The 13,248-nt window shown below is 67.9% G+C and carries 13 protein-coding genes and 1 tRNA gene; 9 read left to right on the top strand and 5 right to left on the bottom strand.

From position 1 onward, the window contains the following. Window positions 1-51 precede the first annotated feature (51 nt). Complete coding sequence (locus JHN63_RS05050) at window positions 52-930, top strand: DUF4429 domain-containing protein (protein ID WP_200677455.1); 879 nt, start codon at window positions 52-54, stop codon at window positions 928-930. A gap of 60 nt (window positions 931-990) precedes the next feature. Here the strand turns inward: JHN63_RS05050 and JHN63_RS05045 are convergent, their stop codons facing one another. Then, window positions 991-2,571, bottom strand: coding sequence for a metallophosphoesterase family protein (locus JHN63_RS05045; RefSeq protein ID WP_200677454.1), 1,581 nt, complete (start codon window positions 2,569-2,571; stop codon window positions 991-993). 165 nt (window positions 2,572-2,736) lie between these two features. Here JHN63_RS05045 and JHN63_RS05040 point away from each other — a divergent pair, with 165 nt between their 5' ends. Beyond that, window positions 2,737-2,994 carry a hypothetical protein gene (locus JHN63_RS05040; RefSeq protein WP_200677453.1) on the top strand — a complete coding sequence of 86 codons (258 nt, stop codon included), beginning with the start codon at window positions 2,737-2,739 and terminating at the stop codon, window positions 2,992-2,994. Window positions 2,995-3,006: 12 nt separating this feature from the next. Next, window positions 3,007-4,824, top strand: a complete 1,818-nt coding sequence (glmS, locus tag JHN63_RS05035) for a glutamine--fructose-6-phosphate transaminase (isomerizing) (RefSeq protein ID WP_200677452.1) — start codon at window positions 3,007-3,009, stop codon at window positions 4,822-4,824. Window positions 4,825-4,879: 55 nt separating this feature from the next. Here glmS and JHN63_RS05030 read toward each other — a convergent pair whose 3' ends face one another. Further along, window positions 4,880-5,443 (bottom strand): GPR1/FUN34/YaaH family transporter, encoded by a 564-nt coding sequence (locus JHN63_RS05030; RefSeq protein WP_200677451.1) that lies wholly within the window; start codon window positions 5,441-5,443, stop codon window positions 4,880-4,882. A gap of 120 nt (window positions 5,444-5,563) precedes the next feature. Continuing rightward, entirely contained in the window at window positions 5,564-6,091 is a 528-nt protein-coding gene (locus JHN63_RS05025) for a universal stress protein (RefSeq protein ID WP_200677450.1), read from the bottom strand. A 300-nt stretch (window positions 6,092-6,391) separates the two neighbouring features. Between JHN63_RS05025 and JHN63_RS05020 the strand changes: the two genes are divergently transcribed. The 6 genes from JHN63_RS05020 to JHN63_RS04995 all read left to right on the top strand — a co-directional run bounded on the left by JHN63_RS05020 (window position 6,392) and on the right by JHN63_RS04995 (window position 11,508). Further along, the gene (locus JHN63_RS05020) at window positions 6,392-6,736 is read left to right on the top strand and encodes a hypothetical protein (protein ID WP_200677449.1); all 345 of its coding nucleotides are present in this window, start codon (window positions 6,392-6,394) and stop codon (window positions 6,734-6,736) included. A 377-nt stretch (window positions 6,737-7,113) separates the two neighbouring features. Further along, the gene (locus JHN63_RS05015; protein WP_200677448.1) at window positions 7,114-8,367 is read left to right on the top strand and encodes a helix-turn-helix domain-containing protein; all 1,254 of its coding nucleotides are present in this window, start codon (window positions 7,114-7,116) and stop codon (window positions 8,365-8,367) included. A 142-nt stretch (window positions 8,368-8,509) separates the two neighbouring features. Further along, a complete protein-coding gene (gene orn, locus JHN63_RS05010) occupies window positions 8,510-9,112 on the top strand; it encodes an oligoribonuclease (protein ID WP_200677447.1) in 603 nt (200 codons plus the stop codon). A gap of 82 nt (window positions 9,113-9,194) precedes the next feature. Beyond that, window positions 9,195-9,267: transfer RNA gene (locus JHN63_RS05005), tRNA-His, on the top strand. Between the two features lie 113 nt (window positions 9,268-9,380). After that, window positions 9,381-10,856 carry a site-specific integrase gene (locus JHN63_RS05000; RefSeq protein WP_200677446.1) on the top strand — a complete coding sequence of 492 codons (1,476 nt, stop codon included), beginning with the start codon at window positions 9,381-9,383 and terminating at the stop codon, window positions 10,854-10,856. 442 nt (window positions 10,857-11,298) lie between these two features. Next, window positions 11,299-11,508, top strand: coding sequence for a helix-turn-helix domain-containing protein (locus JHN63_RS04995; RefSeq protein ID WP_200677445.1), 210 nt, complete (start codon window positions 11,299-11,301; stop codon window positions 11,506-11,508). 11 nt (window positions 11,509-11,519) lie between these two features. Here the strand turns inward: JHN63_RS04995 and JHN63_RS04990 are convergent, their stop codons facing one another. Both JHN63_RS04990 and JHN63_RS04985 read right to left on the bottom strand, forming a co-directional pair. Next, window positions 11,520-11,945: a hypothetical protein gene (locus tag JHN63_RS04990; RefSeq protein ID WP_200677444.1), complete on the bottom strand. Its 426-nt coding sequence runs from the start codon at window positions 11,943-11,945 to the stop codon at window positions 11,520-11,522. Between the two features lie 565 nt (window positions 11,946-12,510). Next, a complete protein-coding gene (locus JHN63_RS04985; protein ID WP_200677443.1) occupies window positions 12,511-13,236 on the bottom strand; it encodes a hypothetical protein in 726 nt (241 codons plus the stop codon). Between the last annotated feature and the right edge of the window lie 12 nt (window positions 13,237-13,248).

The raw sequence follows: 13,248 nt of genomic DNA, 5'->3' as shown, positions 1-13,248 counted from the left end.
CAGGACAGGTACAGACCATTCTGTCGTCAGACCGGTGGAACAATCCCTCCTATGGCGGAAATCATCCAGAAGGACGGCACCTGGATCTTCGACGGCGACGCCCTGCGGCTGACTCCCGGGCGGGACAAGAACGTCGGCCTGTTCCGCCGGACCCTGGGCGAACTCGTCGTCCCGCTGGGCGCGTTGGCGGGCGTCTCGTTCGAGCAGGGCCGGAGGTCGGGGCGGCTGAGACTGCGGCTGCGCGACGGCGCCGACCCCCTGCTGCACGCCACCGGCGGCCGGCTCGCCGAGGGCGACGACCCCTATCAGCTCCCGGTCGAGTCGGACCGGTACGGCGTCGCCGAGTACTTTGTGGACGAGGTGCGGAGCGCCCTGCTGCTCGACGAGGTCCCGGCCGATCCGGTGGACGCGTATCTGCTGCCGGGCCCCGCAGTACCGCTGTCGGTCTCCGCCGGGGACGGCACGGCGAGCTTCGACGGCGAGCACGTACGGCTGGAGTGGAACTGGAAGACCGAGGACGCCAAGTCCGCCGCCGGCGCCCGCACGCTCGCCGTCACGGACCTCGTCGGCGTGGAGTGGCGTCCGTCGGCCGGTCTGGAGAACGGCTACATCCGCTTCTCGGTGCGCAGCGCGCCGACCAAGGCGCCGCCCAAGTACGACCCGAACTCGGTGGAGTTGTGGGGCTTCAAGAAGGACCCGCTGATGGCCCTGGTCGCCGCGGCCGTACAGGCGCGCCTTCCGCACCCCGCCGCCGAGACCGACGTACGAACCGAACAGGCCCAGCCCGCGCGGCAGTTGACGGCCGCGGCGGAGGACGGCCACGACGCGCTGCTGCGGCGGTTGCGCGAACTGGGTGAGCTGCACCGGGACGGGGTGCTCACGGACGAGGAGTTCGCGATGGCCAAACAGGCGGTCCTCAAACGCATGTGAGGACCGCCCGCCGGATGAGTCGCGCCCTGCCTTCCGGGCGTAACTCGGGCTGTTTCAGGGCTACTTGGCCTTGCGGGCGACCGTGAAGCGGTCGACCTCGGCGCCGGTCTCGGCGATGCCGCGGACCGTCAGGGTGGTCGTACGGCCCTTGTGGGCGGGCTGGACGTCCACGCGCAGGAACGAGTAGTTGAGGTAGCGCACGCGCGACCAGGCGACCGTCTCGTTGACCTTGCCGTCCTTCGTGTTGACGAAGGCGGCGACCGAGTCGACGTCGGCGACGTGACCCTCGTAGGAGTCGGGGGCGGAGAACGCGTACAGGCTGCGGCCGGCCGCGCCCGCCGTCACGTAGACGACACCCTCGGTCTCCGGGTACGCCGTGCCGCCGATCGGGAGCTTCTTGACGACGGCGTTCTTCTTGATGACGTCGGTGCGCTCGTACTGGTGGTTGTGGCCGTTGATGACCAGGTCCACCGTGTACTTCTCGAACAGCGGCACCCACTCGTTGCGCACTCCCCCCTCCGAGGAGTGCGCGGTGGAGGTGCAGTACGCGCAGTGGTGGAAGAAGATCACCACGAAGTCGATGTCCCTGGACGCGCGGAACTTCTTGAGCTGCGCCTCCAGCCACTTGGTCTGGGTGCCGCCGGAGATGCCGAGGTTGGCCGGGATCTCGAAGGACACGTCGTTGGCGTCGAGCGAGATGATCGCCGTGTTGCCGTAGACGAAGGAGTAGACGCCCGGCAGGTTCGTCTTGTCGGGGCCGTTGTCCGGCAGGTTCCAGCGGGCGTCCTCGCCGCCGTAGCCGTTGGGCGAGTACCAGGCCTCCATGTCGTGGTTGCCGTAGGCCGGCATCCACGGCACGGACTTGGCGACCGACTCGGTCTGCGCGAGGAACAGGTCCCAGGTGCGCGAGTCGAAACCGGCGTCGGCGGTCTGGCCGGCGCCCGCGGGGTCGGCGTAGCAGATGTCGCCGGCGTGCAGGTGGAAGGCCGGGTTCTGGCCGAGCAGCAGGCTGTTGTTGGCCAGGCCGTGGTAGCCGACGCCCTCGTCGCCGAAGGCCGTGAAGGTGAACGGCACGGCGCGGTCGGGGGCGGTGGTGAAGGTGCCCAGCGTGCCGAGCAGGTGGGCCTCGGCCGGGTCGAAGCCCGCGTGGCCGACGCCGTAGTAGTACGTCCTGCCCGGACGCAGGTGGGTCAGCTTGGCGTGCAGGTAGTACTGGGTGTGGTCGCCGCTCGCACCGACGCCCGCCGGGGTGTAGAGCGTGCGCACCTCGGCCTCGATCTTGCGGGAGAGGTCCCAGGGGTGCGCGCCGATCCGGACGAACGGCTTCTTGACGTTGGTCGGGACCTGCCAGGAGACCGTGACCTCGGTGCTCGGGTCGTTGCCGAACGCGAGGTGACGGCCGAACGGGGCGACGAGGGCCCCGTCGACCGAGGACGCCGTGGAGGTGGCGGCGTAGGTGGCGGAGGCCTGGCTGGGGACGGCCGCCTGGGCGACCGCGCCCGGGACGAACACGCCGCCGGCGACGGCGCCGAGGGTCACGGCGCCGCCTCTGATCATCGTGCGCCGCGAGAATTTCGAGCGTAGGTACTCGTGCTGCTCAGCCATGCTCATGCGCTCGGCGAGCTCTTCGGGTACTCCCATACGAGGAATGTCCATGGCGTCTGAAACTCGTCCATATGAGCGACGTAACACAAGACACAGGATGGACAGCTTGCGAACAGAGTCCCATAAGACATTCAACAGGCCGCTGCCCGATATCGGGCAGGATTCTTGCAAACCTTCCCTCGGTACCCCAGGATCTACCGGGTGCACGACGAACTCGTTGATCATCTGACGCGCTCCTCACCCCTCAGCCGGGGCGAGGCACTGCGGGTGATCCAGGACGTGCTCGCCTACTTCGACGAGACGACCGAGGACTACGTCCGTCGCCGCCACCGCGAGCTCCAGGCCCAGGGCCTGGTGAACGCGACGATCTTCGACCGGATCGACGCGGACCTGAAATACCGGGCGGTCGCACCACCGGAGCTCACACTCCGGCAGTTGCGCCGCATCGTCTACGGCTAGGAATGCTTATACATGTGCGGAATCGTCGGATACATCGGCAAGCGTGACGTTGCTCCCCTTCTGCTGGAGGGGCTGCAGCGGCTGGAGTACCGCGGCTACGACTCGGCGGGCATCGTCGTGACGACCCCGAAGACGTCCGGCCTGAAGATGGTCAAGGCCAAGGGCCGGGTCCGTGACCTGGAGGCGAAGGTTCCGGCGCGCTTCAAGGGCACCACCGGAATCGCCCACACCCGCTGGGCCACGCACGGCGCCCCCTCCGACGTGAACGCCCACCCGCACCTGTCGGCCGACAACAAGGTCGCCGTCGTGCACAACGGCATCATCGACAACGCGTCCGACCTGAGGAAGAAGCTCGAGGCGGACGGCGTCGAGTTCCTCTCCGAGACCGACACCGAGGTCCTCACCCACCTCATCGCCCGCTCCCAGGCGGACACCCTGGAGGAGAAGGTCCGCCAGGCCCTCCGGGTGATCGAGGGGACGTACGGCATCGCCGTGCTGCACGCCGACTTCCCCGACCGCATCGTGGTGGCTCGAAACGGCTCCCCGGTGGTCCTCGGGATCGGCGAGAAGGAGATGTTCGTCGCCTCGGACATCGCCGCGCTGGTGACGCACACGCGCCAGATAGTGACCCTCGACGACGGCGAGATGGCGACCCTCAAGGCCGACGACTTCCGGACATACACCACCGAGGGCACCCGCACCACGTCCGAGCCGACCACCGTCGAGTGGGAGGCCGCCTCCTACGACATGGGCGGCCACGACACCTACATGCACAAGGAGATCTTCGAGCAGGCCGACGCCGTGGACCGCGTGCTGCGCGGCCGCATCGACGACCGCTTCTCCACCGTGCACCTCGGCGGCCTGAACCTGGACGCCCGCGAGGCCCGGCAGATCCGCCGGGTGAAGATCCTCGGCTGCGGCACCTCGTACCACGCGGGAATGATCGGCGCCCAGATGATCGAGGAGCTGGCGCGCATCCCCGCGGACGCCGAGCCGGCCTCCGAATTCCGGTACCGCAACGCGGTGGTCGACCCCGACACCCTGTACATCGCGGTCTCGCAGTCCGGTGAGACCTACGACGTCCTCGCCGCGGTCCAGGAGTTGAAGCGCAAGGGCGCCCGCGTCCTCGGTGTGGTGAACGTCGTCGGCTCGGCGATCGCGCGCGAGGCGGACGGCGGCATGTACGTCCACGCGGGCCCCGAGGTCTGTGTCGTCTCGACCAAGTGCTTCACCAACACCACAGTGGCGTTCGCCCTGTTGGCGCTCCACCTCGGCCGCACCCGTGACCTCTCGGTCCGCGACGGCAAGCGCATCATCGAGGGCCTGCGCAAGCTGCCCGGCCAGATCTCCGAGATCCTCGACCGCGAGGACGAGATCAAGAAGCTGGCGGCCGAGTACGCCGAGGCCCGCTCGATGCTCTTCATCGGCCGCGTCCGGGGTTACCCGGTCGCCCGTGAGGCCTCCCTCAAGCTCAAGGAGGTCTCGTACATCCACGCCGAGGCCTACCCCGCCTCGGAGTTGAAGCACGGCCCCCTCGCCCTGATCGAGCCCGCCCTCCCCACGGTCGCGATCGTCCCCGACGACGACCTCCTGGAGAAGAACCGCGCCGCCCTGGAGGAGATCAAGGCCCGCAGCGGCCGCATCCTCGCGGTCGCCCACCAGCACCAGGAGAAGGCCGACCAGACGATCGTGGTCCCGAAGAACGAGGACGAACTGGATCCGATCCTGATGGGGATCCCGCTCCAACTCCTCGCCTACCACACGGCGTTGGTGCTGGGCCGGGACATCGACAAGCCGAGGAACCTCGCGAAGTCGGTGACGGTGGAGTAACCGGAAAGGCCCCCCACGTGTGCCTCGTACACGTGGGGGGCCGCTCTGCTGCCGGTCAGCCGGTGGCCGTCACGCCCCGACCCGCAGCCCGACGAGGAAGAACCGTCGGCCAGTGTGCGAGCGCCGCCGTCGCCGAGTACCAGGCGACGGCCCCCGCGGCGACACCGAACCACCCTCCGACCTTGCCCAGCCCGTCGTTGCCGGCGAACTGCGCGATGGCGAGCAGCACGAGGGAGAGGAAGAACAACCCGTATGTCCCCTGGGTGAGTTGGTCCCCGCCCGCGAGAGTCACCGAGAGAGCGACCAGGGCGAACAGGACCAGGAACAGCCCCGCCGCGTTGTCCGACACGGAGTTCCCCGCGCTGACGGCCCAGGTGAACCAGAGCGCGCCGAAGGCGGAGAACGCCGTACCGTTCGCCGTGTCGCCGTCGCGGAACGCGAGCAGTCCGACGACGAAGAGCGCAACTCCGCCTACATAGTGGGCCAGTGACACGGCGTCAGCCGTGGAGACCCCGTCGATGACATTCGTGTAGCCGAGGCCGAAGGCCAACAGGGTGATTCCCAGGGCGAGTCGGCCGACGATCGAGGTGGTGCTTCCCGCAGAGACGTCATTGTCCACGGCGGGCTCCCTTCATGCATGTGCGGTTGTGCGGTGTGACCGATATATGCCCTTCACAAGGACACAAACACCTCTGCACAACGCCCAATCGGGGAGCCGACCTGTGAGTTCGCCCGCGGCCTACGGGATGACGACGACCGGCCGCTTCGCCCGCTTCGCGAGCCGTCCCGCGACGGAGCCGAAGATGCGCCCGACGATGCCGTGGGTCGAGCCCACGACGATCGCGTCCGCCTCGTACTCCCGCCCCACCTCTTCGAGTTCATGGCAGATGTCGCCACCGCGCTCGACCAGGATCCAGGGCACTTCGGCCAGGTACTCGGCGCACGCCAGCTCAAGACCCAGCACCTCGGTGCGGTGGTCCGGCACATCGACGAAGACCGGTGGCTCGCAGCCCGCCCACACCGTGGTGGGCAGCCGGTTGGCGACATGGACGATGACCAGGCCCGAGCCCGAGCGATGGGCCATGCCGATCGCGTAGGCGAGGGCACGCTCACTGGACGTGGACCCGTCGAAGCCGACGACCACGCCGTGCTTGAAGGCTGGATCGCAGGAATGACGTGGCTGTTCCGCCGCCAGGGGCTCGGCCGCCGTGGGATCGGCGACAGGGCGCTTGCGGTCCGCTGGTTCGAAAGATTCGTGACCGGCCATGGGTGTCTCGGCTTTTTGATCCTCTTGGGAGGGGACAACAGGGTGCGCGGAGCTGTGTCCGGGAATCATCTTCCCAACCCCATACCCCCAAGGGTACGGCGGCACTCCTCCTTAGCCCATATCCCGCACATGCTCCGGCGGAGTTCCCCGGAGCATGCACGAGGGGGCGCCCGTAACGCAATGGTTGCTGCCCCGTACAGGCGGTTTGCACAGGATTCACTTACCGACGGACTGCCCTACAGTGACCGACGCATCGAACACGCGTTGAACCCGGCGAGCCGCCGCCCCAGGGAGCACGCCATGTCCGGACACCGCACGACCTCCGAAGGACACCCCCACTCCGACAGCGCGACCGATGTGGTCCGCTGGGCGGTCTTCAGCTGCGTCCTCGTCCCCGTCGTCCTCCTCTGGTACGGCGGCTCGCTCGCCGGCGCCGCCGGTACGGCGCTGGGCCTCGCGGCCGTCACCGCCGCCTGCCGGGTGCTGCTGCGCCGGTCCGAGCGGAGCACGGTCCCGCTGTTGGCCGAAGAACATGCCCCGCCGCCGGCCGCGGAAGAGGCCCCGCACCGCGGCCACCGCCACCGGGCCGGGGCGGGGGCGCACAGGGGCGGGCGGCATGCCGGGGGAAGTACACCGGTCGACTGACCGGTTTCCGCGCACGCGCCCGACGCTTTTCAGCCAACTTCCGGCCACTGTGCATCTGTTGTCCGAACCACCCCCCAACCCCCGTTCCACCTGCACCGAAAGGGTCTGGGGGGCCTTGCGCACCCTACGGGGATTGGCCACTACGACGAGGCGCACTTCCCTGCACGCCCCACGAGTGCAACGCTTCGTGATCGAATGCTTCACGCCAAGTTGCCATGTCGACAATGTGCCGGTTGCCGAACTGGTCACCCCGGCACCACTGGACACAGTAGATTCGATCTTGACGTCTTACGGCGGGGGACTCGTGCAGGACCGAGGGGAAACGTGCAGGAGCGACACAACCGAGGAGCCGCGACCACCGAGGGGGGCTTAGCAGTATGAGCCACGACTCCACTGCCGCGCCGGAAGCCGCGGCCCGGAAGCTTTCCGGGCGACGCCGCAAGGAGATCGTCGCGGTGCTGCTGTTCAGCGGCGGCCCCATCTTCGAGAGTTCCATACCGCTGTCGGTGTTCGGAATCGACCGGCAGGACGCCGGAGTTCCGCGCTACCGCCTCCTTGTGTGCGGCGGCGAAGAAGGTCCGCTGCGCACCACCGGAGGGCTGGAACTCACCACACCGCACGGCTTGGAAGCGATCTCGCGGGCGGGCACCGTCGTCGTGCCGGCCTGGCGGTCGATCACCTCGCCACCGCCGGAGGAGGCACTCGACGCGATCCGCCGGGCGCACGAGGAAGGGGCCCGTATCGTCGGCCTCTGCACCGGTGCCTTCGTGCTGGCCGCGGCGGGCCTGCTGGACGGCCGTCCGGCCACCACCCACTGGATGTACGCGCCGACGCTGGCCAAGCGCTATCCGTCGGTGCACGTCGATCCGAGGGAACTCTTCGTCGACGACGGGGACGTGCTCACGTCCGCCGGTACGGCGGCCGGAATCGATCTCTGTCTCCATATCGTGCGGACGGACCACGGCAACGAGGCGGCCGGCGCGCTCGCCCGGCGCCTGGTGGTCCCCCCGCGCCGAAGCGGCGGTCAGGAGCGCTACCTCGATCGGTCTTTACCAGAGGAGATCGGCGCCGACCCGCTCGCGGAGGTCGTCGCCTGGGCGCTGGAGCACCTCCACGAACAGTTCGACGTGGAGACGCTGGCGGCACGCGCGTACATGAGCAGGCGTACGTTCGACCGCCGCTTCCGCTCGCTCACCGGGAGCGCTCCCCTGCAGTGGCTGATCACGCAGCGGGTGCTCCAGGCACAGCGTCTGCTGGAGACGTCGGACTACTCGGTGGACGAGGTCGCGGGGCGCTGCGGCTTCCGTTCGCCGGTGGCTCTGCGCGGCCATTTCCGGCGCCAGTTGGGCTCGTCGCCGGCCGCCTACCGGGCCGCGTACCGGGCCCGCAGGCCGCAGGGCGACAAGCAGGTGGACGGCGACGGCGCTCCGGGGCAGCCCGGTGGTCCGGGGTCCCTGGGTCCGGCCGGGCTGCCGCCCGCGCTGCACCCGGACGGCCCGGTCCCGATGCAGACCCGGCGTACGGCGGCCAGCGCGCTGTCCTCGGCGTCGGCCGCCTCGGCGGAGAACGGCCGTGAGGCGTACGCCACAAGTCGGGCGGCGAGCCTGCCCGGCCAGCGCAGCGCGCCGTAGGGCCGCAGTACCCGCGACGCAGGAGCGGTAAGGCTCCCGGAGGTTTCCGTCAGGGGATCTCCGGGGGTTTCCGCATGCCCGGGACCACAAGGTCACCGCACGGTCGGCTCACCTGAGCGGCGCGCACCTTAAGGTTAGACACATGAACGATCGCATGGTGTGGATCGACTGCGAGATGACCGGCCTCTCGCTGTCGGATGACGCTCTCATCGAGGTGGCCGCCCTCGTCACCGACTCCGAGCTGAACGTGCTCGGCGAAGGGGTGGACATCGTCATCCGCCCGCCGGACCAGGCGCTGGAGACGATGCCGGACGTAGTACGCCAGATGCACACCGCATCCGGCCTGCTCGACGAGCTGGCCGGCGGTACGACGCTCGCCGACGCCGAGGAGCTGGTCCTGGCGTACATCCGGGAGCACGTCAAGGAGCCGCGCAAGGCCCCGCTGTGCGGCAACTCGGTCGGCACCGACCGCGGGTTCCTCCTCCGTGACATGCCGACCCTGGAGGAGTACCTCCACTACCGCATCGTGGACGTGTCCTCGGTGAAGGAGCTGGCCCGCCGCTGGTACCCCCGGGCGTACTTCAACAGCCCCGAGAAGAAGGGCAATCACCGCGCCCTCGCCGACATCCGCGAATCCATCGCCGAGCTGCGCTACTACCGCGAGGCGATCTTCGTCCCGCAGCCCGGACCGGACTCGGAGACGGCCCGCACGATCGCCGCGAAGCACGTCCTGCCCACCTCGTAAAAGGCGTGCGCGAGCACCCCTTCGGACCCTGTACACTTTTTCTCGGCCGGTCGGAAACTCGCAGAGTGAACGACCGGGCATGGTGGGTGTAGCTCAGCTGGTAGAGCACCTGGTTGTGGTCCAGGAAGTCGCGGGTTCAAGTCCCGTCACTCACCCTCTTCTGAGAGGCCGTTGACCTGCGATTGGCAGGTTGGCGGCCTCTTTTGGCTCCTCTGTGGCCACACCGGTGGCCACCCGGGATCTTGAGAAGGGTCCTAACTTCTCACTCATGGCAAGCATTCGTAAGCGCGTCCGCAGGGACGGCAGCACCGCGCATCAGGTCCGGTGGCGTGAGGGTGGCGCCAGGGACGGCGCCCCTCAGTCCGAGGTCTTCGACTCCGAGCCGGAGGCGAAGCAGTTCCAGAGTCTCGTGGACGCCCCCGGGCAGCACTGGCCGCCGGGGTGGGTCAAGGGCGAGGGCTTCGTCCAGCCGGGCGAGGACGGCGAGAACAAGAGCGTCGTCTCCTTCGCCACGTGGGCCGAACACTTCGTGGAGACCCTCACCGGTGTGGAGATCCGCACCCGGTTCGACTATCGCCGGGACATACGCAACCACTTCATCCCCTTCTTCGGGGACAAGGACATCTGCGACGCCGAGGCCATCACCTCCAGTGACATCCGGCGCTGGGTGAACGCCCTGGAGTCCGGGGAGCGGGACAAGAAGAACAAGGAGGAGTGGGTCCGCAAGCCGCTGAGCCCGAAGACCCTCGCCAACCTCCACGGGACCCTGTACTCGATCTTCCAGTCCGCCGTGGAGGCACAGCCGCAGCTCCGTGCCGCCAACCCCTGTGCCCGGACCCGCCTCCCCCGCGTGGACAGCGGCATCGAGGACGAGATGGTCTTCCTGGAGCGCGAGGAGTTCGAGCGGGTCAAGGCCGCCATGGCCGGAATCTGCAAGGGGGACGCGGTCGACCTGATCGACCTCATGGCGGGAACCGGCCTGCGCTGGGGCGAGGTCTCCGCCCTCCAGGTCCGCGACATCACGGTCCGGGGCCAGCACAGCGTCCTGCGGGTCCAGCGGGCGTGGAAGCGCCAGGACGACAACACCTTCCTGCTGGGCAAGCCCAAGACCAAGAAGTCCCGCCGGACCGTCGTCCTCTCCCCCGCCCTGGTCGAGATCCTCCAGCGCAACACCGAGGGCAAGAAGGCCGAGGACTTCGTCTTCGCCACAGCATGGGGCAAGGCGTGGCGGCACTCGAACTTCTACTACCGCCGGTGGCAGCCCGCCGTGGCCCAGGCCCAGACGGACGGCCTCATGAAGAAGCCCCGTCCGCACGACCTCCGCCACACCCACGTGGCCTGGCTGATTGCCGCCAACGTCCCGCTGCCCGCCATCCAGGCCCGCTTGGGCCACGAGTCCATCACCACAACCGTGGACCGCTACGGACACCTGATCCAGCAGCTCGACGACGAGGTGGCCGCCGCAGTGGAGGCCGCCATCGGGCAAGCGCCAGAGCCTCCGCCTGGCCTCCTGAACACAGCGAAGCCCCTGACCGAATCTCGCCGGTCAGGGGCTTCGTCATGCGGTCAGCTCGTCTTGCGGCGCCGGGCCCGGGAGGGGACCAGACCCGGCAGGGGGACCACCGGTGCGGGGGCAGGGAGAGCCTCGGGGGTGGAGACGGGCGCCGACCGGACCCGGCAGATCTTGAGGATCACGGCTAGGTCGTCGTCCGTGAAGAGGACCCGGCGGCCGATCTTCACGTGAGGGAGGCGGGAGATGTTGCGGCGCAGCCACCAGTCTGAGGGCTGCCGCAGGATCTCGGCGGCCTCCTCGTAGGTGTGCAGCGCGGGCCCTTCGGTCATCACACGAACTCCGGCTCGCACGGGACGTACGTGGACTCGCCCGCGTGGTTGGTCCCCGGGACGTTGCACCGAGGTACTGGCGGCCTTCCTGCGGGGAGACCTGATTCCTGCGCCCTCCTCCTGGTTCGTTCAGAGCCAGCGGAAGGTACAGGAAGCTGACGCGACGAGAGCAGCTCGCGCCCGAGCAGCAGAGGCCAGCAACGCAGGGGCAGCCCCGTCATAACAGGAGCTTGACGGGTAAACGGCCATGACCGCATAATCGCGATCAGCAGGACCGCTGTGTCCGCGTGCAGGCCCCGACTCCCCAGGAGGACGGGGCCTTTTCGTTTTTCAGGGAGGCCGTCATGGAGGACGAGACCTGGCTGACGGTCAAGGAGGCCGCACTCTTCGTGGCCGTGGACGTCCAGACCGTCTACTCCTGGGTCCGTCGAGGCCACCTAAAGGTCACCGGGCTCGACGACCGAGGCCGGAAGCTCTTCCGTCACCTGGACGTCGCTCAGGCCGAGTTGGCCACGAGGGCCAAAGCCCAGCGCGTGTTGACGATCGGCGCTTGACCCCAAGCGCATCAGAGAGCGAGAAGCTCTCGCCACCACATCGGGTGCTCCGACGTGATCAGGCGCATCGAGGGACTGTGGTCCAGCATGAACTGGCAGAAGTCTCGCCAGTCCTCATAGGACTCCGATTCAGGAATGCGACGAGTGGACATAAGGCCGCATTCCAGCGCATCTGCGAGGAGTTCCGCGAGAATCAAGACGCGCTCACGCTCCGGACCGTGGTCGGGCAACGGCTTGGCTTCATAGAAGTAGGCACGCATGCCGGGGTACTCCAGCATCTTGAAGTAGATGTCCCGAAGGTTGGCAATCGCCACGTCCAGCGCGTTGTTGCCCGCCATCGTGTTGCTGGTGTGTACCTGGGCGACGGCGGCTTTGGTCTGTTTGGCCAAGTACAGCAACGAGACGATCAACCCCGCTAACCCGCCGATGGCGGTCACCAACGTCACCACGGTTATCACGACTACCCCCGCACTCAAGCCGACTGTGGAATCAGCGACGCCCCAATACGCGTAACGGTTCCTGATGACCGTCAGCTCACGTGTCGTCCCACGCACACAACCGCCTCGTAACCGTCTGACGCCCCTTCCGGAGCGCCAGACGGCCGGCTCGCTCAGCTCTCGTCCTCGACCTCCTCGGACACCTGAGACCTACGCTGTTCCCGGCGGTCACGAAGGAAGCGGAATATCTCGGCTCCGAGCGCAAGGGCTGCTGCGGCTGCCCCGAGGGCCGCATTGAGGGTATTCACTGCGGTGGTCCCTTTCTCCGGGACCTGGGCCGCTTCAGGCGTGCCAAGGTCCCGGCACGCCTGTACATGCCTGGGTTCTTGGTCACGCCCGCCGACTGGGACCTCCGCCTTGCGAAGAATCCGGATCAGTCGTTGCTTATAGCGAGTCGCGTTTTCGGACTACCGGCGCTTACGCCTTCTCCGTGGAAGCCCTTCCGTTGCTGTTCTACCCACGCCTGCGCACCCACATTCCTTGGATTGAGGCCCCTTGACGGCCGTCAGGAAGTCGGTGACTCCGGCTGCTGGTGCGGAACCGCCCCGTTGACGCTGGGTTCCTGAAGGGCCTCGGCCGACTTCAGGACGCCATTCAGCTCGGGGAGCGTCGCTGCGGAGAACTTCAGGATCAACGCCGCCTGGAGATGGGCCTTGAGCGCGGAGTCCGTGACGTCCTCCAGCAGCTTGATGGCCTGACCGGCGTCCCGCTCGATCTTCATGTCCTGGCGGAGCGACTGGGTCTGAGACTCCATGTGCTTCAGCGCCAGGTCCGCCCTGCGATGGAACAAGGTGCCAATGACCGTCATCACGAGGCCCGCCACGCTCGCCGTGACGGAGGCGTACTGGTCCCCGGTGCTCTCGGCCTTGAAGATCGCCATGCCGACACCAGAGATCAAAACTAGGCCGCCCAGGATGGAGCAGGACAAGCTAACGCTGAAGCTGCGGCTCGCCTGCGTCAGGCCATAGGCGTAGTACTCGATCAGGAGTCGCGCGAAACGCGTGTCTACGATGCCGTGAGATGAATCGGCAAACGCTCTTGCCGACGTTGCCTCGTCTGCGCCGTCATCCTCTGACTCCCCAAGAACCTCAGCACGAAGTCGGCGGCGCTCATTGTCGACGTTCCGCCCCATGAACTTGCGCCCCAACACCCATGCTACGTAGGGCAAAGCAAGGCCGGACAGCGTGCTCAGCAGGCTTAGGAAGATTGACAGTGCGCTCACCAAGTCCACCAGCCAACTGTC

The organism is Streptomyces sp. MBT65 (assembly GCF_016612545.1).
GTDB lineage: Bacteria > Actinomycetota > Actinomycetes > Streptomycetales > Streptomycetaceae > Streptomyces.
This window is presented reverse-complemented; position numbering and strand designations above follow the sequence as displayed.